Annotated in this window: 17 protein-coding genes and 3 pseudogenes; 8 read left to right on the plus strand and 12 right to left on the minus strand. The window is 71.4% G+C overall.

The window, feature by feature from the left end; translation table 11 throughout:
• Positions 1-123: 123 nt before the first annotated feature.
• Complete coding sequence (erm, locus tag ACI2L1_RS13695; protein WP_404739523.1) at positions 124-903, minus strand: ErmE/ErmH/ErmO/ErmR family 23S rRNA (adenine(2058)-N(6))-methyltransferase; 780 nt, start codon at positions 901-903, stop codon at positions 124-126.
• Between the two features lie 263 nt (positions 904-1,166).
• Positions 1,167-1,595, minus strand: a pseudogene (locus ACI2L1_RS13700) (extracellular solute-binding protein); the annotation flags it as partial.
• A gap of 163 nt (positions 1,596-1,758) precedes the next feature.
• On the opposite strand from ACI2L1_RS13700, the pseudogene ACI2L1_RS13705 reads away from it, so the two are divergent.
• Positions 1,759-2,577 (plus strand): annotated as a pseudogene (locus ACI2L1_RS13705) (IS200/IS605 family accessory protein TnpB-related protein); the annotation flags it as partial.
• A 155-nt stretch (positions 2,578-2,732) separates the two neighbouring features.
• On the plus strand, positions 2,733-3,587 hold the full coding sequence (locus ACI2L1_RS13710) for a phosphotransferase enzyme family protein (RefSeq protein ID WP_404739524.1): 855 nt from the start codon (positions 2,733-2,735) through the stop codon (positions 3,585-3,587).
• 76 nt (positions 3,588-3,663) lie between these two features.
• On the opposite strand, the gene ACI2L1_RS13715 is transcribed toward ACI2L1_RS13710, so the two are convergent.
• The gene (locus ACI2L1_RS13715) at positions 3,664-4,572 is read right to left on the minus strand and encodes a LysR family transcriptional regulator (protein WP_404739525.1); all 909 of its coding nucleotides are present in this window, start codon (positions 4,570-4,572) and stop codon (positions 3,664-3,666) included.
• Positions 4,573-4,652: 80 nt separating this feature from the next.
• Here ACI2L1_RS13715 and ACI2L1_RS13720 point away from each other — a divergent pair, with 80 nt between their 5' ends.
• Together ACI2L1_RS13720 and ACI2L1_RS13725 are read left to right on the plus strand one after the other, a co-directional pair.
• Positions 4,653-5,636, plus strand: coding sequence for a DMT family transporter (locus ACI2L1_RS13720; RefSeq protein WP_404739526.1), 984 nt, complete (start codon positions 4,653-4,655; stop codon positions 5,634-5,636).
• A pseudogene (locus ACI2L1_RS13725) lies at positions 5,579-6,081 on the plus strand (YbaK/EbsC family protein). The gene ACI2L1_RS13720 and the pseudogene ACI2L1_RS13725 overlap by 58 nt, the downstream one beginning before the upstream one ends.
• Positions 6,082-6,129: 48 nt before the next feature.
• On the opposite strand, the gene ACI2L1_RS13730 reads toward ACI2L1_RS13725, so the two are convergent.
• The 4 genes from ACI2L1_RS13730 to ACI2L1_RS13745 form a co-directional block, all read right to left on the minus strand.
• Complete coding sequence (locus ACI2L1_RS13730; RefSeq protein ID WP_404739527.1) at positions 6,130-6,852, minus strand: 3'-5' exonuclease; 723 nt, start codon at positions 6,850-6,852, stop codon at positions 6,130-6,132.
• A gap of 138 nt (positions 6,853-6,990) precedes the next feature.
• Positions 6,991-8,235, minus strand: coding sequence for an SAV2148 family HEPN domain-containing protein (locus ACI2L1_RS13735; RefSeq protein ID WP_404739528.1), 1,245 nt, complete (start codon positions 8,233-8,235; stop codon positions 6,991-6,993).
• A 126-nt stretch (positions 8,236-8,361) separates the two neighbouring features.
• On the minus strand, positions 8,362-9,669 hold the full coding sequence (locus ACI2L1_RS13740) for a copper amine oxidase (RefSeq protein ID WP_404739529.1): 1,308 nt from the start codon (positions 9,667-9,669) through the stop codon (positions 8,362-8,364).
• Positions 9,670-9,728: 59 nt separating this feature from the next.
• On the minus strand, positions 9,729-10,547 hold the full coding sequence (locus ACI2L1_RS13745; protein ID WP_404739530.1) for a Tat pathway signal sequence domain protein: 819 nt from the start codon (positions 10,545-10,547) through the stop codon (positions 9,729-9,731).
• A gap of 195 nt (positions 10,548-10,742) precedes the next feature.
• Between ACI2L1_RS13745 and glgX the strand changes: the two genes are divergently transcribed.
• From glgX to ACI2L1_RS13760, 3 genes are all read left to right on the plus strand, one after another.
• On the plus strand, positions 10,743-12,872 hold the full coding sequence (gene glgX / locus ACI2L1_RS13750) for a glycogen debranching protein GlgX (RefSeq protein WP_404739531.1): 2,130 nt from the start codon (positions 10,743-10,745) through the stop codon (positions 12,870-12,872).
• Between the two features lie 56 nt (positions 12,873-12,928).
• Positions 12,929-15,283, plus strand: coding sequence for a malto-oligosyltrehalose synthase (gene treY / locus ACI2L1_RS13755; RefSeq protein ID WP_404739532.1), 2,355 nt, complete (start codon positions 12,929-12,931; stop codon positions 15,281-15,283).
• 623 nt (positions 15,284-15,906) lie between these two features.
• On the plus strand, positions 15,907-17,157 hold the full coding sequence (locus ACI2L1_RS13760) for a M14 family zinc carboxypeptidase (RefSeq protein ID WP_404739533.1): 1,251 nt from the start codon (positions 15,907-15,909) through the stop codon (positions 17,155-17,157).
• 47 nt (positions 17,158-17,204) lie between these two features.
• Here ACI2L1_RS13760 and ACI2L1_RS13765 read toward each other — a convergent pair whose 3' ends face one another.
• The 3 genes from ACI2L1_RS13765 to ACI2L1_RS13775 form a co-directional block, all read right to left on the minus strand.
• On the minus strand, positions 17,205-17,630 hold the full coding sequence (locus tag ACI2L1_RS13765) for an SSI family serine proteinase inhibitor (protein WP_404739534.1): 426 nt from the start codon (positions 17,628-17,630) through the stop codon (positions 17,205-17,207).
• Positions 17,627-18,991, minus strand: coding sequence for a M14 family zinc carboxypeptidase (locus tag ACI2L1_RS13770; RefSeq protein WP_404739535.1), 1,365 nt, complete (start codon positions 18,989-18,991; stop codon positions 17,627-17,629). Before ACI2L1_RS13770 ends, ACI2L1_RS13765 begins: the two co-directional genes overlap by 4 nt.
• 138 nt (positions 18,992-19,129) lie before the next feature.
• On the minus strand, positions 19,130-19,681 hold the full coding sequence (locus ACI2L1_RS13775) for an FHA domain-containing protein (protein WP_404739536.1): 552 nt from the start codon (positions 19,679-19,681) through the stop codon (positions 19,130-19,132).
• A 172-nt stretch (positions 19,682-19,853) separates the two neighbouring features.
• Here ACI2L1_RS13775 and treZ point away from each other — a divergent pair, with 172 nt between their 5' ends.
• Positions 19,854-21,599 carry a malto-oligosyltrehalose trehalohydrolase gene (gene treZ / locus ACI2L1_RS13780; RefSeq protein WP_404739537.1) on the plus strand — a complete coding sequence of 582 codons (1,746 nt, stop codon included), beginning with the start codon at positions 19,854-19,856 and terminating at the stop codon, positions 21,597-21,599.
• Between the two features lie 20 nt (positions 21,600-21,619).
• On the opposite strand, the gene ACI2L1_RS13785 is transcribed toward treZ, so the two are convergent.
• Positions 21,620-22,147, minus strand: a complete 528-nt coding sequence (locus ACI2L1_RS13785; RefSeq protein WP_404739538.1) for a hypothetical protein — start codon at positions 22,145-22,147, stop codon at positions 21,620-21,622.
• 81 nt (positions 22,148-22,228) lie between these two features.
• Entirely contained in the window at positions 22,229-23,182 is a 954-nt protein-coding gene (locus ACI2L1_RS13790) for an aminoglycoside phosphotransferase family protein (RefSeq protein ID WP_404739539.1), read from the minus strand.
• Between the last annotated feature and the right edge of the window lie 12 nt (positions 23,183-23,194).

Genomic DNA, 23,194 nt, shown 5'->3' on the forward strand with positions numbered 1-23,194 from the left:
ATACCCGGTGTGCGGCCAGTTCGGCCTCAATGAGGTCGACCGCTCTGCGCGTGCCGCCCTCCTGGGCCATCGCGCGGGCGCGACCAGCCGCAGCGGCGCGGCAGACAACAATCGACGCATCCTTCACGGCACCAGCACCTCGCACAGTCGCAGCCATCGTTCAGGGGACACCTCACCGACGAGCACACCGCGATCGATCCGTGCAGCACGGAAAGCCGCGTCCACCCGGCGCTTTGGGCGGGCCCGGCACAGGGAGGCATGCAGTGACCCGCCGACGCCCGAGAAGCCGAGCTCGACCAGGTCCCGCCACCCCCGCAGCGCTGCGGAGTCGAGCAGCGGAGTACGGCGGCGCTCGATCCGGAGAATCCCCGCATCGACGCGCGGCACGGGACGAAAGCTGTACCGCCCGACCCGCCCCACCAGCCGCCACTCATGACGAGGCCAGCTCAGAACCGTCAGCCGGGTCCAACTCCCGTAGTCCCCAGTGCGTTTGCGGGCGTACTCCAGCTGTGTGAGGAGCGTAGCGTCGGTGAGGGCGGGAGCCCTCAGACACCAGTCGACGATCGCGGCGGTCCGGGAGAAGGGCACGTTCCCGGCGACGGAGAACGGCGTACGGGGTGCACACGCGGCGAGGAAGTCCCCTGCGACCACACGGACTTGCGGCACGGCGGAGAAGCGGGCATCGAGCGCGGCCACTAGCCGTTCATCGATCTCGTAGGCGAGCAGTCGGCCGCAACGCCGGGCAAGCAGTTCCGTCAACGCACCTTTACCCGCGCCGACTTCGAGGAGAAACGGGGCGGCGCGCCGGTCCGGCACCGCGAGCCGCGCGAGCCGCGCGGCGGCCTTGCGGTCGGAGAGGAAGTTCTGTGAGAGCGCGCGGGAAACGCGCGTGGGGCGGGCCATGGCCTGCGGTCCTTGTCTTCCGGAGGAGGGAGAAGGGCAGACGAAGGCCCTGACCGGAAGACAGGAAAAAGCGTGCGGGACGAACCGGGCCGCGCGTGATCAGCGACGGCGGGCGTGGCTCCCCGGACCGGTCAGGGCTCCGGGGCCACGGCGCTTCCGCTGGGAATGCGCACAGCCCCGGCCGAGACCGGAGTAGTTGATCGCGTTGTTCGCTGCCACGGACGGGACGTTAGGGCGAGGCTTCACGCCCGGGCAACCGGTTTTCAGCGTTGGTAGCGGGCGAGTACGAGATTCCCGTCGTCCTCCAGCCGTTTACGCAGCTCGTCGAGGCCGATCGCGCCGCTGTAGTACTCCTGGAAGGCGGGTGTGGCGACCTTGTCCTTCCACTCCGGGTATCCGCGCACGGACTGCGCGGGCGCCGACCGGAGGTGCGAGGCGAGAGCGGTTCCGGTGGCCCAGCCGTCCTTCGTGGTGTGGAGGGCGGGATCGGCCAGGGCCTTCGTCCCGGTGGGCAGCATCCAGTCCCCCAGCGACAGCCGGACCATGTTCTTCGGCTGGAGCAGGAAGTCGATGAACTCGGCGGCCTCTTTCTTGTGCGGGCTGTCCTCGGCCACGGACAGGGTCTGCGGGCTCATCCCCTGGGTGAGACCGTCGGCGCCGGACGGGGCGGGCAGCACCTGCCACCGGAAGCCCCGCTCAACACCAGGATCGGGATCAGCGCGGGCAGGACCAGGAACCAGGCCCCGCGGTCGGACGGTGGGCGGTCCCCCTTGACGCGCGGTGCGCCCTGCGCCGACCGCTGCGTCGCGGTCACCAATGTCACGTAATCGGACCCTTAGCGCGGTTCGTGACGTTCGCATCCACCACGACGTGGTGCGCGGCCGCTGGTACGTGACCGCTGCCTGGCAGCGCGCGGCCATCCCCGTCCTGCCCTTGGAGGCGGCCCTGGCCCGGGACGTGGTCGCCGTCGACATGAACGACGACCACCTGGCTGCCTGGCGGCTGGACGCGCACGGCAACCCGGTCGGCGAGCCCCGCCGCTTCTTCTACGACCTGTCCGGCAGCGCCCAGCACCGGGATGCCCAGATCCGGCACGCCCTCACGAGACTGCTGCACCACACCCGTGCCACCGGCGCGGTGGCGGTGGCCATCGAGGACCTGGACTTCACCGACGGACGGTGCCGGGAGAAGCACGGCCGCAACAAGCGCTTCCGCCGTCTGATCTCCCGTTTCCCCACCGCGAAGCTGAAGGCGCGACTGGTGGCGATAGCCGCCGAACAGGCCGTGGCGATTGTCGCGGTCGATCCGGCCTACACCTCTCGGTGGGGCGCCCAGCACTGGCAGCAGCCCCTGACCAGCACCACCCGCACAGTTTCCCGGCACGATGCCGCGTGCATCGCGATCGGGCGACGCGCCCTCGGACACCCGATCCGGCGACGGACGACACCGCCCCGTAGCGACCAGAGCGATCGTTACGGGCATCGGACCGCCCAGGCCCGACCGGAAACCCGACGGCGTGAGGAACCCCGCCCCCGCCTTCCCGGGGCACGGACGAGATCCGTGCCGCCCAGCAGCGGAACGAAAGCGGGCGACCAGCGTGCCCAACACCGTTCGGGACACGCGGCTGAGCAACAGCAGTCCTGGAAACAGGACTCACTCCCGCTCAGTCTGTAGGAACGGTATGCGCCGTCAAGACAGCGCGCACACGGGCCCACCTGTGGAAATGCGAGACTGGCCGGGGGATGGCGCGAACTCGACGCCGTTCGCCGTGGCAATACAGGCCGCGATACACAGGTATCCGCGACATATCAGGGCCGGGAGGCCGGACGATGGACGAGGCACGGGCGCGGGACGTACTGGCCGCCGCGGGGGTGCTGCCGGGGTCGGCGCAATTGCTCGCCCTGGGCGAGAACGCCGTGTTCGCCGCCGGTGACGTGGTCGTCAAGGTGGGGCGGGACGCCGAGTTGCTGGACCGGGCACGGCGCGAACTGGACATCGCGGTGTGGCTGGCGGAGGCGGGGGTGCCGGCGGTGCGGGCGGCCGAGCCGAAGGCACGGCTCGTGGAAGGGCATCCGGTGACGTTGTGGCACCGGCTTCCCGACGCCGTACGGCCCGCCGAGCCGCGGGATCTGGCCGAACTGCTGCGGGTGGTGCACGCGCTGCCGACGCCGTCTTTCGAGTTGCCTCGCCGTGATTTGCTGGGGGGTGTGGAGCGGTGGCTGCGGCTTGCGGGGGACGCGATCGACTCCGCTGACGCGGCGTATCTGCGGGAGCGGCGGGACGGTTTCGCGGCGGCTGCGGCTGCGGTGACGCCTCGTCTGGAACCGGGGCCGATTCATGGGGACGCGCTGCCGCGCAATGTGTACGTCGGTCCGTCCGGTCCTGTCCTTGTCGACCTGGAGACCTTCTCTTCGGATCTGCGTGAGCACGATCTGGTGGTTATGGCTCTTTCCCGGGATCGGTATGGGATGGCCGCGGAGTCCTACGACTCGTTCACCTCTGCGTACGGGTGGGATGTGCGGGAGTGGGAGGGGTGTTCGGTGTTGCGTGGGGCCCGGGAGACGGCCAGCTGTGCGTGGGTTGCTCAGCATGCGCCGACCAATCCCAAGGCGTTGGCCGAGTTCGAGCGGAGGGTGGGCTCGTTGCGGGACGGCGACACGACTGTGCGGTGGTATTCGTTCTAGACAGTGGGCGGGTGCGGGTCCTTTGTGGCTGGTCGCGCCACGCGGCGGAGCCGCACATCGAAACAGCCCCGCGCCCCTAGGGAGTCGCCTCGCCCTGAATGAGAAGTGCTGCCGACTTCAGTTCTGTCAACACCGTGCGGACCGCCCTCCTTGCCGTCCTCTCCGGGCGGTAGAGCGCGTCGATGAGGCGTCTCGCCTGAACGCCGCTCAGAGGTCTGAGCACCAGGGCCGGGTGGCGGCGCATCGTCCAGCGGGGCATCAGCGCCAGGCCTCCCCCCGCCGCCACCGCCTCCGCCGCCACCGCGAACTCGTTGATGCGGTGGGCCAGGTGGAGGTGTCGGCCCGCTGCCGCCGCGATCGCCTCGATGGTGGCCATGACCGGGAAGCCGTCATGGACGGTGATCCAGGGTTCGTCGGCCACGTCTTTCGGGGTCACCCGGCGTCTGGCCGCCAGTGGGTGGTCGGCGGGCATGGCCACGTCCAGGGGCTCGCGCAGGAGCGTGGTGGCCGACACCGTGGGCGGCCAGGCCTGGGCGTGGTCCAGGCGGTGGGCGAGGACGATGTCGTACTCCCGGGTCAGGCGGGGGAAGTCCTCCTGTGGGACGTCCTCGTCCGCGAGTCTCGGGACGGGGGTGCCGGGGGCGGCCAGGGCACGCAGGAGCAGCGGGAAGAACGCCGCGCCCGCGCTGTGGAAAGCGGCCACCGAGACCTCGCCCTCGGGCCGGTCCACGAACTCTTCGACCGTGTGCCGGGCGCGGGCCAGCGCCGTCTCCACCTCGATGGCCGCGCCCGCCAGCGCCTGACCGGCGTCCGTGAGCACCAGCCGCCGGCCGTCGCGCTCGGTCAGCGGCACCCTGACCGAGCGCTGCAGCAGCCTCAGCTGCTGTGAGATCGCCGACGGCGTCACCAGCAGTGCCTCGGCGACCGCGGTGACGCTGCCCAGTTCGCCGAGCTCGCGCAGGATCCGCAGCTGTCTCTCGTCCACCTCCACAGTGTAGGAGTACTAAAAGATCGTTTAAGGAACTGGTTCTGGGCTTCAGAGACGGATCGGTGCAGGGTGGGCAGGTGTCCGACGCCCGCCGTACCGACTCGGTACTCCTGCTGGTCGCGATCGTCTGGGGTTCGAGTTATCTCTCCGCCCAGACGGCGACGTCCGCTCTCCCCGTCCTGCTGGTCCTCTTCGCCCGCTACGCCCTGTCCGCACTCGCCTGCCTGGGAGTCGTCGCCTCCCGCGGGCGAGGACTGCGCCGGTGGACGCGCGACGAACTGCGCGTCGGCATCCCCCTCGGTCTCACCCAGGCCGCCGTCCTGGTCGTCGAGACCTACGGTGTCGCCCACACCAGTGCCGCCAACGCGGGGCTCATCATCAGCCTGACCATCGTCCTCACCCCCCTTCTCGACCGCACTGGACACCGGGGCGGTCTGCCGCCCGTCTTCTACGCCGCCGCCGGCCTGTGCGTCCTGGCCGTAGCGCTCCTCATGGCAGGCAACGGCTTCCACGCGCCCCGCCTCGGCGACCTGCTGATGCTCGGCGCCGCGGTCGTACGGGCCGGCCATGTGGCGCTGGTCGGCAGGCTCACCGCGGGCCGGGCGATACGGCCGCTGCACCTCACGACCGTCCAGACCCTCGTCGGCACCACCTTGTTCCTCACCCCGGCAGCACGCGACCTCCCGACCCTGGCCCACGCGGACGCGGCCACCTGGACACAGCTGCTCTATCTCGCCCTGTTCTGCAGTGTGTTCGCCTTTCTCGCCCAGACCTGGGCGGTGCAGCGCACCTCGGCCAGCCGGGCCAGCCTGCTGCTGGGCACCGAGCCGATCTGGGCCGCCGCGGTGGGGGTCGCCCTGGGCGGCGAGCACTTCACCGTACTGACCGGGCTCGGAGCGGTCATGATGATCACCGGTACCTACTGGGGGCAGTCCGTGGAACGCGCCCACCGCACAACCAGCCCGCGCCGCACCGAAGTTCACCCCACCGAAGAGGATGTCCGATGCCCGAGCACGACACCGACCGACACCACGGCACTCACGACACCTACAACCGTCTGATCTCCCTGCTCGACGCCTCCTCCGTCGACTACAAGCTCATCGACCACGAGCCCGAGGGCACCACCGACGCCGTGTGTACGCTGCGCGGGCACCCTGCCTCCGAGGCCGCGAAGTGCATCGTGCTGCGGGTCAAGGTGGACCGTCGGACCACCCGGCACATCCTCGCGGTCGTCCCCGGGGACCGACGCGTGGACCTGGACGCGATCCGCGCGCTGTTCGAGGCGCCGAGACCGCCGAGCGACTGGCTCGCGCGATCCCCGGCACGGTGCTGCCGTTCAGCTTCGACCCCGACCTGGAGGTCGTCGCCGATCCGGCCGTCGTGGCCCAGTCCAGGCTGTACTTCAACGCGGCCCGCCTCGACCGGTCGCTGTGCCTCTCGGGGGCCGACTACGAACGGTTGGCCGAGCCCCGCGTGGAGCCCATCGCGAGCCCGCTGCCGGAGTGAGGGTGACCGCTGGAGCGACGCCGGCCCCCGAGTGACAGCGGCCCCGGATCACACCGTCTCGTCGGCCGACTCGCGCAGCGGCCACATGCCGTCGACCACCGCCGTCGCGTCGCCCTTGCGGCGCAGGAAGTTCTGGAAGTCCGCCGCCCATTCCGCGTACCACTCGATCTGGCGGTGGTGAAGTTCCGCCGGGCCGAGGGCGGCGACCTTGGGGTGGCGGGCGGCTATCGCGCAGGCGAGCCGGGCCGCGGCGAGGGCGTCGGCGGAGGCGTCGTGGGCGGCGTCGAGCGCGACGCCGTACTCCGTGCACACCGCTTCGAGGTTGCGCTTGCCGCGGCGGTAGCGGTCCACCGAGCGGTCGATGGTGTAGGGGTCGATGACCGGGGCGGGGTCGATGCCGCCCAGGCGTTCACGCAGGGACGGCAGGCCGTACCGGCGCAGTTCGGCGGAGAGCAGGCTCAGGTCGAACGCGGCGTTGTAGGCGACCACCGGGACGCCCGTCTTCCAGTAGGTGGTCAGGACGTCCGCGATGGCGTCGGCGACCTGGTCGGCGGGACGGCCCTCGGTGGCCGCCCGCTCGTTGCTGATGCCGTGCACCGCGACGGCGTCCGCCGGGATCTCCACGCCCGGGTCCGCCAGCCACTCCCGATGCCCGATCGGCTGCCCGTCCCTGACCTCGATCACGGCTCCCGTGACGATGCGCGCCTCGCGCGGATCGGTGCCGGTGGTCTCCAGGTCGAAGCCGATCAGCAGCTCTCGGTGCCAGCCCATGGGCGGTCCCCCTTCTTGGTGGTGCTTTCCCCCAGTGGTCTCCACCTTCCCATGGGCCACTGACAATCAGAGGACCGCATTCCGCTTACCGCTCCGGACACTCCGGACCAGCGGGACACTCCAGGACACTGGAACACTTCAGGACACCGGCCGTGAATCCACCCAGTTCATCTCGAACTCCTCGCGGTAGGTCGGGAAGAGACCGCTGTCGTCCACATCGCCCGCCTTGACCACCCGGTTGCCGTTGCGCAGCACGAGCACCGGCGCCTCCATCCCCCTCGACCGGCGCAGATAGGACTGCACGACCGCGATGCCGTCCGAGCCGTCGCCGTCCACGAGGTAGGCCGTGAAGCGCGGGGTCTCGTCGTAGACCTGGATCTCGAAGGCGCCCGGGTCGCGCAGCCTCGACCGCACCCGGCGCATGTGCAGGATGTTCATCTCGACGGCGCGGCTCAACTCACCCCGTTTCATGCCGAGTTCCCGCTCGCGCCGCTTGACCGAGCTGGAGGCCGGGTTCAGGAACAGCAGCCGCACCCGGCAGCCGGCCTCGGCAAGGCGGACCAGACGGCGGCCGGAGAAGTTCTGAACGAGGAGGTTGAGGCCGATGCCGACGGCGTCGAGGCGGCGGGCTCCGCCGAAGATGTCCTCGGCGGGGAACTGGCGCAGCAGCCGCACCCGGTCGGGGTGCACGGCGACCACGTCGGCGTACCGGTCGCCGACCAGGTCCTCGACCGCGTCGACGGGCAGTCGGCGGGCGGACGGCACGTCGCCGCCGGCGCCGAGTATCTCCAGGAGCTTGGCGGAGGCGCGCTCGGCCTGGCCGAGGACCGCCTCGGACAGGGCCCGGTTGCGGGAGACGACGTTGCGGGTGACTTCCAGCTCGTCCAGGGCGAGTTCGACGTCCCGCCGCTCGTCGAAGTAGGGCTCGAAGCAGGGCCAGTGCTGCACCATGAGCTCGCGCAGCTGGGGCAGGGTGAGGAAGCTCAGCACATTGTCGTCGGCGGGGTCGAGCAAGTAGCCCTTGCGACGGCTGACTTCGCGTACGGCGACCGCGCGCTGGACCCATTCCTGCCCGGCGGGTCCGGCGGCGGCCACCACCCAGTCGTCGTGGCCGTGGACGGGTTCGTAGATGGGACGCAGAACAGCGGCCACGACGGCCCGCAGCCGCTGTTCGACGAGGTTCAGCCAGATGTAGGCCCGGCCCGCCCGCTGTGCGCGCGTGCGTACCTCGCGCCAGGCTTCGGCGTCCCAGTCCAGCTCCGGCCCGATCGTCGCTCCCGCGTCCATCGGCCGTGCCAGGGACACCGTGCCGGGCGGGACGTCTGCGGAGTTCCCCTCGTGACCCTCGTCACCAGGGGGCAACTCCAGCCCTCCCGAGCCCACCCACGCACCGCCTTCCGCTCCCCCGAGGACTCCCGAGGGTCCGCCCCCACCCAACGATCAAGGAAGGGTACTCCGGGAGCGGTCGGCGGTGCAGCCGGATGGACAGGGTCAATCTCAACTACCGGGCTACCAGTGCCCGTTCTGCCCGGCGAGCTCGGCCGGAGTGAGCGGATTCATAGCCGTGACGTCCCTCGGGGCGATGGAGAAGCCCTGCCAGTGGACCGGCATGGGCTGCTGGTCCTCGTCCCGGGCGATGTGGTGGAAGCCCACGTTCATCCAGACCACCGGGTGAGTGAGCGTCTGGCCGTTGACCCACTTGTCGACCGAGTCGCCCGCTCCAGCACCGCAGTTGCCGGGGTTGTTGCTGGCGAACTGCTCGCACTGGTTGTACTCGGTGACGTACATGTCGTGCTTGGTGAAGCTGCGGGCCGGGTACTTGGTGGTCGGCCCGGGGACGATCTCGTACGACCGCGGGTGCCAGTCCTTGTTCTTGCCGACCGCGCTGACCACGCGCCACCAGCGGTAGCTCTTGCTGTCGCCCGCGAGTTCCTTGGTGACCGGGGTGCGGGTGGTCTTGACGGTCGCCGTCTGCTGGCCCTGGGCAGCCGCGGTGACCGTCGAGTCGTACTGCTCGACACGGTTCTTGGAGGAGCCGTCGAGGGCGAAGTCGAGGCGCCAGAAGGCGTTGTGGCTGTGGCTGGTGGCCTGGGCGCGGGGGCCCTTGCCGATCGGCCAGCCGCGGCCGTCGCCGGCGTCGTAGTCCTCGTAGGAGAGGCTGCCGGTCGCACCGAGGTTCATGGTGATGGTGCCGTCGTCCTGGAAGCGCCACTCGGTCATGTACTCGTACCAGCCGACCTGGTTGACCGAGTAGACGAGCAGGTCCTTGCCCTGGGCCTGGTAGACCTTGTTGGCGCTGTTGCCCTGCATGCGGTAGGCGTGGCCGCGGGAACGGGTGGTGGTGCACAGGCCGTTGACGTTCGAGTCGTCCGGGTTCAAGGAGTCCTGGACCTTGACGCTCTTGATGGTGCCGCCGGGGCACTCTCCCGGGTCCAGGTTCATCAGACCCCGCGCGAAGCCGAAGCCCGTCAGGTCGTCGTACTCGACGCTGCCGTCGTCGTAGGGGACGTGGATCTGGCCGAGCCGGGCGCTGTTGAGGACCTTGATGGGCGAGGCCTCGCCCTTGGGCTGGTAGGAGATGTTCTCCAGGGTGAGCCCGGCCTTGCTGTCGTAGCGCCAGCACATCCGCCAGGTCGTGCCGCTGGAGAGCTTCTGCTCGATCTTGTAGGCGGCGCTGCACTCCGCGGCGGCCGCCGCGGCCGCCTTCGGCTGGGCGACGGCCGGCCCCGCACCGGTCGTGACACCGGCGGCCAGCGCGGCCACGGACACACCGAGGGCCGCGTGCCTGCGGGCACGGCTGATTCTGTTGACACGCATGAAGAAATGACTCCCTTGCGGAAGTAGCGAGTGGGAAAATCGGACGAAGGGGAGGCGAGTCAGCTGTCGAGCCTGGCGACCTTGCGGGCGCTCAGGTCGATCACGAAGGCCCTGGCGTCGATCCAGGGGCCGTTCTTCACCTTCGGGAACAGCCGCACACAGCGGTGTTCGCCACACTTGTCGAGGACGGCGGGCTGGCCGCCCGGCACCGCCCGGTACACCGCGCCGGTGAGCAGCAGCTGGTCGGCGGAGGTGAGTTCCTTGTCGGTGGCGTCCTTGTAGTCGGACTTCAGGTCCGCGCCCAGCGGGTCGGCGATCAGAAGGCTCGCCGCCTCGGCGTACTCGGCGCTGCTCAGCGGCGGCTGGACGCCGTGCTGGGTGCCGGTCGCGACGACCTTGCCGCTGTCGAGGTCGACGGTCTTGGTGACGAGGGTGTCGTCCCGATAGTCGTAGAGCGTCACGTCCGCGCGCCGGGGCGCGTCCGGGTCGTCCAGTTCGTCGGCCTTCGGGTCGGCGAGGTCGACGGTGAGCCGCTCGGGGCCGCGCTCGCCCTCCACGTCCTCAGTGGCGTTGAACAACTGCCGGTTCACGGCGATCTGTTCGACCCGCTGGATCTCGTCGTCGGTGAGCGGGTCGCGACCCTTGCCCTTCGCGCCCTCGGCGGCCGGGGCCTGTTCGACGACCCCGGGCGCGACGGCCCCGTCCTGGCCCTGTCCGGTCTGTGCCGTGGACTGTCCGGCGGCCGTCTTGCCGCTTCCCGTGTCGTCCGCCCCCGCCGTGCCCGGCAGGGTGATCCCGATCATCACGGCGGTCCCGGCCACCGCGATGGCCGCACCTGCCACCACTTTCCCGAGGTGGCGGTGCACTATCTTGCGCACATCTTCCCCCTACTCCCCCAAGAACTCCGGGAGTACGTGTCAGCCTCAATGGTTCGGCACAGACCGATCCTGTGATCGCCCTGTGCGCTGGTCGACAGGTAAGAGGGACGTAAGTCATAGGTGGTTCCCTCACTTTCGTGGACACTCGGGGCCAAGGCGCCACACGCGGCGCGGGACACCTGAAAGAGTCGTTCCATGCAGGTCTGGCCTGGAGAGGCGTATCCACTCGGTGCCACGTACGACGGCGCCGGCACCAACTTCGCGGTCTTCACCGAGGCCGCGGACCGAGTAGAGCTGTGTCTGTTGCACGACGACGGCTCGGAAACGGCGGTGGAACTGCGCGAGAGCGACGCGTTCGTCCGGCACGCGTACCTGCCCGGCGTGATGCCAGGACAGCGCTACGGCTTCCGCGCGCACGGCCCGTACGCCCCGGAGCGGGGCCTGCGCTGCAACTCGTCGAAGCTGCTGCTCGACCCGTACGCGCGCGCGATCAGCGGTTCGATCCACTGGGGCGAGGAGGTGTACGGCTACCACTTCGACTCGCCCGACAAGCGCAACGACCTCGACTCGGCGCCCCACACCATGACGTCGGTCGTGGTCAACCCGTACTTCGACTGGGGCGACGACCGGCGGCCGCGGATCGGGTACCACGAGACGGTGATCTACGAGGCGCACGTCAAGGGCCTCACGATGCGGCACCCGGGGCTGCCGGAGGAGCTGCGCGGCACCTACGCCGCCCTGGCGCATCCGGCGATCATCGAGCACCTGGTCGAGCTGGGCGTCACGACTCTGGAGCTGATGCCGGTCCACCAGTTCGTGAACGACCACCGCCTGGTCGACATGGGCCTGAACAACTACTGGGGCTACAACACCATCGGTTTCTTCGCCCCGCACAACGCGTACGCCTCCTGGGGCGACCGCGGCCAGCAGGTCCTGGAGTTCAAGTCGGCGGTCCGGGCGCTGCACGAGGCGGGCATAGAGGTCATCCTGGATGTGGTCTACAACCACACCGCCGAGGGCAACCACCTGGGTCCGACGCTGTCCTTCAAGGGCCTCGACAACCCGCAGTACTACCGGCTGACGGACGATCCCCGCTACTACATGGACACCACGGGCACCGGGAACTCCCTGCTCATGCGGTCCCCGCACGTCCTTCAGCTGATCATGGACTCGCTCCGGTACTGGGTCACCGAGATGCATGTGGACGGGTTCCGCTTCGACCTCGCGGCCACCCTGGCCCGGCAGTTCCACGAGGTGGACCGGCTGTCGTCGTTCTTCGACCTGGTGCAGCAGGACCCGGTGGTCTCCCAGGTGAAGCTGATCGCCGAGCCCTGGGACGTCGGCGAGGGCGGCTACCAGGTGGGCAACTTCCCGCCGCTGTGGACCGAGTGGAACGGCAAGTACCGCGACACCGTACGGGACCTGTGGCGGGGCGAGCCGCGCGCGGTGGCGGAGTTCGCGTCCCGGCTCACCGGGTCCTCCGACCTCTACCAGGACGACGGGCGACGGCCGCTGGCCTCCATCAACTTCGTCACCTGCCATGACGGTTTCACCCTGCGCGACCTCGTCTCGTACAACGACAAGCACAACCAGGCCAACGGCGAGGACAACCGCGACGGCGAGAGCCACAACCGGTCGTGGAACTGCGGGGCGGAGGGCGAGACCAACGACCCCGCCGTGCGGGACCTGCGGGCCCGTCAGATGCGCAACTTCATCGCCACGCTGATGCTGTCCCAGGGCGTGCCGATGATCAGCCATGGCGACGAGGTCGCGCGCACCCAGCGCGGCAACAACAACGCCTACTGCCAGGACAGCGAGCTGGCCTGGGTGCAGTGGCCGGAGACCGCCGAGGACCCGACGGGGCTCGGCCGCGAGATGCTGGACTTCACCCGCGCGATGGTGTGGCTGCGCAAGGACCACCCGGTCTTCCGGCGCCGCCGCTTCTTCCACGGGCGGCCCGTGGAGGGCACCCACGACGAGCTGTCGGACATCGCCTGGTTCACTCCGGAGGGCAAGGAGATGGCCCAGCGGGACTGGGACCGGGCACAGGCCTCGGCGCTGTCGGTGTTCCTCAACGGCAACGCGATCTCCGAGCCCGGGACCCGCGGGGAGCGGATCGGCGACGACTCGTTCCTGCTGATGTTCAACGCCTCGCCGAAGACGCTGGAGTTCGTGGTGCCGGTCAACCACGGCAGGCAGTGGCAGGTCGTGGTCGACACCGCCCGCCCGGACGGGGTGCCGCCGGGTACGGGAGCGAAGGTGCAGGCCGGGGACCGGCTGACCCTGGTGGACCGCAGCATGACGGTCCTGCAGCGGCCGGTATAGGCGCACATGGTGGAGACGATGACACGAAAGGGGGCAGGGCGGGTACGTAAGTCTGCATGACTCCTGAGCGACACGACCCGGCGGTCCCGACGGCCACGTACCGGCTGCAGCTGCAGCCCGAGTTCCCGTTCGAGGCCGCCGCGGCGGCCGTGCCGTACCTGGCCTCGCTCGGGGTCTCGCACCTGCATCTGTCCCCCGTCCTGGAGTCCGTCCCCGGTTCGACGCACGGCTACGACGTCGTGGATCACGCGCGCGTGCGCGGGGAACTGGGTGGCGAGGACGGGCTGCGGGCACTGTCGCGCACCGCGCGGGAGCACGGGCTCGGCCTGCTGGTCGACATCGTGCCGAACCACATGGCGATGGTCCCGCGCCACAACCGCGCCCTGTGGGAGGTGCTGCGGGAGGGCCCGAAGTCGCCGTACGCGCGATGGTTCGACATCGACTGGGAGGCGCAGGGCGGGCAGGTGCTGCTGCCGGTGCTGGGGCATCCGGTCGGCGCGGAGCTCGGCAACCTCTCGGTGGACGGCCGGGTGCTGCGCTACTACGACCAGGTGTTCCCGCTGCGCGAGGGCACCGAGGAGCTGCCGTTGCCGGAGCTGCTGGACGCGCAGTGGTACCGCCCGGTGTGGTGGCGGCTGGCACGTACGGAACTCAACTACCGGCGTTTCTTCAGCATCTCGGAGCTGATCGGGGTGCGGGTCGAGGACCCGGAGGTGTTCGAGGCCACCCACGCCAAGATCCTCCAGCTGCTGCACGAGGGGGTGGTCGACGGGCTGCGGATCGACCACCCCGACGGCCTCGCCGACCCCGACACCTACCTCCGACGGCTGCACGAGGCGACCGGTGGCCGCTGGACGGTCGTGGAGAAGATCCTCGCGGACGGGGAGCAGCTGCCCGCCTCCTGGCCGGTGGCGGGGACGACCGGCTACGACGCCCTGCGGCACATCGACGGGCTGTTCATGGACCCGGCGGGGTTCGGGGAACTGCTTGGGCAGTACCGGCGGTTCGCGGCCCCGCAGACGGATCGCGGCGGCGACTGGGCGGCGACGGTACGGCGGGCGGCGTACAAGGTGATCACGCACGAGCTGGCCGCCGAGACCGAGCGACTGACCCGGGTGGCGGCACGCGTGTGTGCCACGTCCCCGGAACCCGCCCTGCGCGACCGTGCGCCCTGGGCACTGCGCGTCGCGCTCCAGGAGCTGCTGGTGCGCATGGAGGTCTACCGGCCCTACGGCTCCTCGGACGCCGCCGCCGTCGTCACCGAGGAGGCCGCGGCCGAGGCCCGGCTCGCCTTCCTGGTGCCGGAGGAGGCGGGCACCGTCGACGTCGTAAGGGATCTGGTCCTTGGGCGGTTCGGTGACGGTCCTGACCATGTGGAGTTCCGGACGCGGTTCGCGCAGACGGCGTCGGCGCTGCGGGCCAAGTCCGTGGAGGACACGGCGTTCTACCGGTATGTGCCGCTGCTGTCGGCGACCGAGGTGGGCGGCAACCCCGGGAGCCCGGCCGTCCCGCCCGAGGAGTTCCACGCCTACTGCGCGCGCGTGCAGCGGGACTGGCCGCTGACGGGGACCGTGACGTCGACGCACGACACCAAACGCAGTGCCGACGTGCGGGCCGCGCTGGCCGTGCTCACCGAGTGCCCCGAGTGGTGGGCGGACACGCTGGCCGAGGTGACGCGCACCGGTGAGGGTGTGCCGGACGCCCAGTTGGCATGGGCGGCCTGGCAGACGGTGTTCGGGCTCGGTCCGGCGGCCGCGGAGCGGGTGCGGGAGGCGTTGCTGAAGCATGTGCGCGAGGCGGGGATGTACACGAGCTGGACGGAGCAGGAGCCCGCGTACGAGGAGGCGGTGTCGGCGTTCGTCGCGGCCGGGCCGTGCGGGCCGCACGGCGAGCCGGTGGCCGAGCTGCGGGCACGGCTGGAGCCGCACATCCGGGCGAACGTGCTGGGTGCGGCCCTGGTGCAGCTGACCATGCCCGGGGTGCCGGACCTGTACCAGGGCACGGAGAGCGAGTACCTGGCGCTGGTGGACCCGGACAACCGGCGGCCGGTGCGGTTCCCGCCGGAGGACTCCGGTGCCAAGGGCGCGCTGACGGCCGCCGCACTGCGGCTGCGCCGACGTCGGCCGGATGTCTTCGGGGACGCGGCGACATACGCGCCGCTGGTCTCGGAAGGACCCGCGGCGGCGCACTGCACGGCGTTCGTGCGCTCCGGGGAGGTGGTCACCGCGGTGACCCGGCTGTCGCTGCGGCTGGCGGAGGCGGGCGGCTGGCGGGACACCTTGCTGCCGCTGCCGCCGGGTGTGTGGAGCGATGTGCTGGCGCCGGGGCGGGAGTTCTCGGGGCACGCGCGCGTGGCGGAGCTTTTCGGGGAGTCGCCGGTGGCGCTGCTGGAACGGCGGCCCACGGGGTGACCATGTCCGGGCGGGGTGAAGCTCTAGGCCACGCCGGTGAGCGGGAGCGCGCGACCGACAGGGCCGCGCACTGTGCGGCGAGCGGTCCCGCAGAAGGCGTGCTTGCCTTCACCGCCCGCCGTGGCCCCGTCCTCGCGACCGGCTCAGGCCCGCGCGCGCTCCCGGAGTTCGTACCGGGCGGCCGGCGTGTGGTGGCAGATGACGACGCGCTGTTCGCGCCGGGGCGTACGGTGTCGGTCCCGGGGCACTGCGGTCACTCTCACGGGGGCCGCAGATCGGATCGTGCCGCCGGAGGAAACGGACGTGCACCGGTCTTTTGCCGAGGCCGGTGGGGGCAGGGCGATCGGGGTGCGCTTCGCGGGTCTGGAGGTGCCCGACACGGTCGCCGAGAGCGGGCTGATCGTCGGCTGGGATGCCGGCCGGGCGCGGGCTGCTCCAGACAGTGAGCGCCGGGCCCGCTACCCGGCCGGAGGGGGCGCGGGCAACCCCGCTGGTGCCTACGGCCTTACCGGCTGGCTGCAAATGCATCCGGGCGCCCCCCGGAGCCTCCCCCATGACGTGCTTGACACCTCAACCAGGCCGTGCGGTACTGCGGATTGCGAAGCCGGGCGGATGTGTCGGGGGTGAGTCTGCTGGCGGAGCTGCGCTATCCCACGGTGACCGAACTGGTCGTTTCCGCACGGGCGTTGGCCGCGCGGCGGCCCGGCGTCTGTCGGCTCAGGCAGGTGGGTGCCTCGCGCGCGGGCAGGCCCCTCCATGTGCTGTCGATCGGCCATGCCCGGCGGGCCGTCCTGGTGGTCGCTGGTGCCCACTCCAACGAACCGACCGGCGGCCCGGCCGCGCTGGCAGTGGCCGAACGGGTCTTGGCCGAGCGGGAGTTGAGGTCGAACACCTCCTGGCACTTCCTGCTGTGCGCGGACCCCGACGGGGCCAGTCTCCACGTCAGCCCGGCGCCGCGCAGCCTGTTCGACTACCACCTCGGCTTCTTCCGGCCGGCCGGTGAGGAACAGCCGGAGTGGGCGCCGTCGATGCTGCCGCCCGACCGGCTGCCGCCCGAGACCCGCGCCCTGACCACGGTGATCGACGAACTGCGGCCCTACCTCCAGGTGACCCTGCACGGCACCGATCTCGGCGGCAGCTGGGTGCAGTTGACGAAGGACGTCCCGGGTCTCGCCGAGCCGTTCGCCAAGTCCGCGGCGGAGCTGCGCATACCGGTGGAGACCGGCGCCTCGGACGCGGCGGGCTGGCCCGCTTCCGGGCCCGGGGTGCATGTGATGCCGGCGCCGGGCGCGGGAGCGGCGTACCCGAGCATGCCGGACGACGCACGGCTCAGCACCTGGTACCACGCGCACCGCTACGGCGGTCTGACCGCAGTCGTCGAGGTGCCGATGTGGGCGAGTGACCTGGTGGACGACCGGGCTCGTCATCCGGCTCCGGCGGCGGCGATGCGGCGGCTGGCGGAGCGGCTGCTGCGGGAGTCGCGGGCGGTGGACCGGGTGCTGGCGGAGGCGCGGCCGCGCCTGGAGGGGGTCGACGGGCCGTTGCTGCGGGCCGCCCTGTGGGGCCTGGAGCTGGTTCCGGGGCTGGCCGCCGACTGGATCCACACGCCCCCTGCCGACGACACCAGGGCGTACATCGGCAGTGTGGACGCGTTCTCCCGCCGGTTGCCGCTGCGGGCGGCGGCGATGCTGCTGAGGGTCCTGCGGGAGACCGACGACGGAGCGGCGCCGCGTCTCGAACGCCTCGTCAGGGCCTGGAGCGACGCCTTCGCGGAGCGCTTCCGAGCCCGTTGGGTGCCGCTGGAGCACCAGGTCGAGCACCAGGCCCGCACGGTCGTGGCGGTGGCGCTGCACGCGCGCGAACGGGCGGGCTGAGCCGAGCTCGCTCCCCGCGCGTGCGGCACCGCACGACAAGGCGCGCGTCAGCTCTCCAGCGCGAAGACCGCCCCGGTCCGTGCTGACATCTCGCATGCGTTCGAGAAGGTCTGCCGGTACTCGACCGGCCGGCCGTGCCACGCTCCGCGGGCCTGGGCGGTGACCGGCGCGTAGATCATCGGGCACATGATGTCGGTGGGCGGAAGGGCCTTGATCTCGCCGCCGACGGCGTCGAGTTGGGCGCAGGCCTCGGCGGCGCGGCCGTGGCCCCAGGGCGGGTCGCACAGCAGGAGGGTGCCGCGGATGTCGCTGGAGCGGCGGTCGCCCTTGGTGACCATGAGGTAGAGGTGGCCGCCGCCGTCGGAGGACCCCGCCGTCGCGGGGGCGGCCGCGGCCAGGAGGAGAGCGGCGGCCACCGTCAGGCTCGCGCGCGCCGTCCGGCGTACTGCTGTCACTGTGATCGTGTACGTCATTCCCGATGCATCGGCACGGCGGCCTCGGATCCCCACCCCGGCTCACCCGAACGGGAGCACCCGGGCGCGTACCGAGCGGCGAGTTCGAACGCCGCGAGCACCACTCGGGACTGGTACTCGATCTGGCGCGGGACCGGAATCCAGCGCGCCCCGCAGCCGTCGCGGTAGTCGGCGCACCAGATGTCGATGAGCCGGTCCAGTTCCGGCAACGCGCCGACCGGGTCGGCGCCGGCGCGGATCACGAGCTGGTGCAGGAGTCCGGCCGTGCGCAGGGCGAGGCGGCGACCCGCGATGCGCAGGGCGGCCAGGTGGCCGGTGCTGAGCGGCGGCAGCGGGCGGGCGCCGTCGATGACGTCGGGGTCCCAGGCGTCGGCGATGCCGGGGCAGACCAGTAAATAGTCCTCGACCGGGGCGAGCAGCCGCGCCGCGTCCGGGGCGTCCGAGACGTACGGGCGGATCCGCGCCAGGACGTCCTCCAGGAGCCGCGCATCGCGGCGCAGCGTGTGGCTGACGGTCCGCAGCACGGCGGCCGCGTCGGCGGGTGAGCCGCCGTCCTCGACCGCGGCCACGCCCCACATGGGCGCCTCGACGACGGCGGTCACCGTGCCGTACCGGTGCGGGTGGTACCAGGTCGACTCGACGGCGGCCTCCGTTATGGCGGCGGCCAGGTCGCCGCGGCGGGGCGGCGGGATGCGGTAGACGGCCGGGCCGAGACACGGCCAGTACAGGGTGTCGTAGGGGCCGAGCTCGCGCGGGATGCGCAGCCGGGCCGCGGTGTGGGCGACGCGTCGGGCGATACCGGGCAGGTCGCGGGTGAGTTCGACGAAGCCGCCGCCGACGTCCACGCCGTGCAGGGAGCACTGGAGGAAGGGCCGCAGTTCGTCCTGGAGGGCGAGGAGGGTGCGGGTCTCCGGCAGCGCGGCTGCCTCCGCGCCGTCGGGCAGCCATTCCGGCTGTTCGCCGAAGCCCGGCCGGAAGAAGTTCCGGAAGTAGCGGTCGAGGGCGTAGGGGCCGCGCAGCCAGCCCTCGTTGCGGCGCAGGCCGTCGGGGTCGAGGCAGAGCAGCAGGTTCCAGGTGGCGTCGGCCTCGACGGTGAGCCTGGGGTCGGCCAGGGCCCGCTCGGCGAGTCTGAGGACGGTTCCGCCGCCCACGGGCTCGTTGGCGTGCGGTCCCGCGACGACGAGGGCCTGGCGGCTGCCGTGGCCGACGGAGAGCAGCCACAGCGGGTTGCCTGCACGCGAGGTGCCTACCCGGCGCAACCGGGCGTCCGCGGGATGGCGGGCGACGAGCGCTGCGGCCCGGGCGCCGAGCTCGTCGACGGTCGGGTAGCGGAGGAGGGGCGGCAGGGCACACCTCCACAATGTGGTGCCGTCGGTTCACCTGGTGTGCATGGTGTACGCACAGTCAGTCACGACTTGAGGGGTACGTCAACACCGTGCGATGGAAAGGGTTTTGGGCCGCGACTGCACGTAAAGCCCAGGCCAGAGGTGAGGTTGGGCTCAGTTGACCGCGAGCCGGAAGGCCATCCGGCCGAACCCGACCTGGTCGCCCTCACGGACCACGGCGGCACCGATGACCCTCCGGCCGTTGACCGTCGTGCCGTTGGTGGATCCGAGGTCCCGCAGGACCCACATGCCGCCCTGACGGCTGAGTTCGGCGTGGACACGGGAGACCGTCTCGTGGGTCAGCCGCAGGCCGTTCGCCGAGTCCCGGCCGATGCGCAGGGCGTGGCCGCTGCCGGGGTGCGGCAGCAGCAGCTTGGGCAGGCGCTCGGCCTGCCAGGCCCTGCGCAGCCTCACGGTGAAGCCGGAGACGGCCTCGACGGTGCCGAACACCAGGCGGGAGACGCGGCTCTCCTGGGGCAGGTCGGCGGTGAGCGCGGCGAGTTCGTCGGACCGGCGCGCGATGAGGGCCAGTTCCATGCGGCGGACGAACGTGTCGTGGGACAGGCGGCCCATGGCGACGCCGTCACGAAGCACCTTCAGCGCCTTGTCGCGCTCCACGTCGGACAGCCGCGCGGGGTACGTGTTGAACTCGAAGGACGACGTCACGTTGGTGATTGTCGGGCAGTGAACCCCGGGTGTCCAGAAAACGAGACAACGGCTGCCACACGCGCGTACCTGACGACACCTGTCACAAAGGGGAGGATTCAAAGGCGGATTGATCTCGTTTGACGCACCATGGACGGGCTACCTCACGGTGAACAGACGAAGGGGACCGTCCGTGCAGTTCGAGGTGTGGGCACCGCAGGCCGGCCGAGTGACGCTCCATTGCGAGGGCACCACAAGCGCGTTGGAGCACGATCCGGAGCGCGCGGGATGGTGGCGGGGAGAAGCGGAGGCCGGGGACGGCACCCGGTACGGCTTCGCGCTGGACGACGGCCCGGTACTGCCCGATCCGCGCTCGCGGCGCCAGCCGGACGGCCCGGACGGACTCAGTGCGGTCGTCGAGCACGAGCGGTACGCCTGGCGTACGCGATGGGCGGGCCGCCCGCTGCCGGGCGCGGTCCTCTACGAGCTGCACGTGGGCACCTACACGCGCGAGGGCACCCTGGACGCGGCCGCCGCCCGCCTTGACCACCTCGTCGAACTCGGCGTCACCCACGTCGAGTTGATGCCCCTGTGTCCCTTCCCCGGCCGACACGGCTGGGGCTATGAGGGCGTCTCCCTGTGGGCCGTGCACGAGCCCTACGGCGGCCCCGAGGCCCTGAAGCGCTTCGTCGACCGGGCCCATGAACTGGGCCTCGGCGTGGTCCTGGACGTGGTGCACAACCACCTCGGCCCATCGGGCAACTACCTCCCTGCCTTCGGGCCGTACCTCACGGACACCCACCACACCCCCTGGGGTTCCGCGATCAACCTGGACGCGCCCGGCTCCGACGAGGTGCGCGCCCATCTGCTGGGCAGCGCCCTTTCCTGGCTGCGGGACTACCGGATCGACGGGCTGCGCCTGGACGCCGTGCACGCGCTGGCGGACACTCGCGCGTGCCATTTCCTGGAGGAGCTGTCGACGGCCGTCGACGCGCTGGCCGCCGACCTGGGAAGGCCGCTGTTCCTGGTCGCCGAGTCGGACCTCAACGACCCCCGGCTCATCACGCCCCGCGCGGAAGGAGGTCTCGGTCTGCACGCGCAGTGGAACGACGACTTCCACCACGCCCTGCACACCGCGCTGACCGGCGAGTCCCAGGCCTACTACGCCGACTTCGCCCGCGCGCCCCTCGCGGCGGTCGCCAAGACGCTCACCGGCGGCTACTTCCACGACGGCACCTACTCCAGCTTCCGTGGCCGAGGCCACGGGCACCCGCTGGACCGTACGCGTGCGGCGGCGCATCGGCTGCTCGGCTACACCCAGACCCACGACCAGATCGGCAACCGTGCCCAGGGCGACCGGCTGGCGGCGTCCCTCTCCCCCGGCCTGCTCGCCTGCGCGGCGACCCTCACGCTGACCGCCCCCTTCACTCCGATGCTGTTCATGGGCGAGGAGTGGGCGGCGGGCACACCCTGGCAGTTCTTCACCGACCACACCGACCCCGAGCTCGCCGAGGCCGTACGGCGGGGCAGGCGGCGGGAGTTCGCGGAGCACGGCTGGGCCGAGGAGGACGTCCCCGACCCGCAGGACCCGGCGACCCGCGACCGCTCCTGCCTCGACTGGTCCGAGCTCGAGCGCGAGCCCCACGCACGTGTGCTGGCCTGGTACCGCCGGCTCCTCGCGCTGCGGCACGAGCAGCCCGACCTCACCGACCCCGACCTCGCCGACACCAAGGTCGCCCACGACGAGGAGCAGCGCTGGCTCGCCTTCCGCCGCGGGGACGTCCGGGTGGCCGTGAACCTCGCGAAGTCGCCGGCGGCCATCCCGCTGGGTCCCCGCGAGGCTCACGTCCTCGCGGCCTGGGAGGCGGTGCAGGCCCCGGGCGCGGACGGGGTGCTGCATGTGCCCGGGGAGTCGTGCGTGGTGCTGCTCCAGGCGTGACCTCGCCTGAACCGCCCGGATCAGGCGACGGCGGACAGAGCCGGCGCTCCCTGGTGACGGGTGCGTATGCGCAGGCCGCGGACGACGATGACGCCGAGGCGGACGATGACCTCACCGAAGGCCATCAGGACCAGGGCGGCCACCCACGCCTGTCCACTGGTGATGTCGTGATCGGCGGAGAACCGGGCCACGGCCGCCCCGCCGGAGGGGTGGGAGGACCAGACGGCGAAACCGAGGCGGAAGCCCATGCTGACCACCCACAGGGCCGCCGCACCCAGGGTCGCCCTGACCCGTATGTGCCCGTCGGCGAACCGCACCCGGGTGATCAGGCCCCCGGCCAGACCGAAGGCGACGCCGATCCCGGCGAACAGGCCGATCAGCAGGGGGTCGTTGCCCGCGGTGGGGATGTGGTGCAGGTAGGTGGCCCCAGTCCAGGTGATCAGCGCGAGCGGCAGCAGCACCGTACGGAGTGTCAGCCGCTCCTCGCGCAGCTGCCGGAAGACCACGAGAAGCAGCGCCACGTCGATGAGCCAGTCGGAGATCGTCATGCTTCGACTATCCGGTTCCGGCACGGTCGAGCGCCTCAACCCGGAGGTGGATCGAGGGTGGAAAAGACCAGGTGGAGACGCCTACAACTCCGCGTCGTCCGGCTCGTCCCGCAGCTCCGTGACCCGCTCCAGCAGGATCGCCTCCCAGGCACGGCCGAGGCGGGTCCTCAGCAGGCTCAGGGAAGCGCCCGCACGGCCTTCGAGGCCCGCGGCCAGGCGGATCACGGTGTCGCAGCGGGCGAGCCACAGGCCGCGCAGACAGGGACGGGCGCCGTAGCCGGCGAGGGTGGCGGCGCGGACGGCGGCGGGTGAGCCGACGGCGAGCGCGAGGCCGGCGATGTCCTCTGCGGGGTCGCCGACGACCGTGCCGGTCCAGTCGATGACACCACGCACCCGGCCGTCGGCGCTGACCACGAGGTGCTCGCCGGTCAGGGCGTGGTGCACGAGGACCGCACTGCCGGGTTGCGCGGCGAGCTGGACCGCGGCGGGCGAGGTGAGCTGCTGGAGCCGGACCGGATCGAACTCGTCGGCCGCGCGCAGAAGTTCGGCCGCCCGTCCGGCCTCCCGGCGCAGCGCCTCCAGGGAACGCGGGGCGACACGCGGGACGCCGAGCGCCTCGGCCTGCCGTACCGGCACCTCGCGCAGCCCCGTGAGCAGCCCGGCCAGGTCGGCCTCTCCGACCGCGGACACGTCGTGCTCCTCCGCCGAGCCGCCGGGCACCCTGGTGTCCAGGGTGTAGGCGAGGCCGGGCGCCCACTCGCCCTGCGCCAAGCTGGTCGGCACCGCGACGGGAAGGTGCGGGCGGACCAGGTCGCGCAGGCGCAGTTCACGGCGTCTGCGGGTGGAGGCCTCACGGTCGTCGGCGAGGCGCAGCACATGGCGGGTGCCGACCCACCAGGTGGAGTGCTCGGCTCCCTCGGCGACGGGCCTCACCTCGGGCCCGCCGGCTTCGGCCGCGCCGGGCGGGCTGTCCTTGAGCAGAGTTCGGACCAGCCGGCGGACCGTGTCCGCGGTGGGTGTCGGTGCCTGGGTCATGGTCGCGCCGTA

Origin of the sequence: Streptomyces sp. NPDC019531 (assembly GCF_044903305.1) — a bacterium.
Classification (GTDB): Bacteria; Actinomycetota; Actinomycetes; order Streptomycetales; family Streptomycetaceae; genus Streptomyces.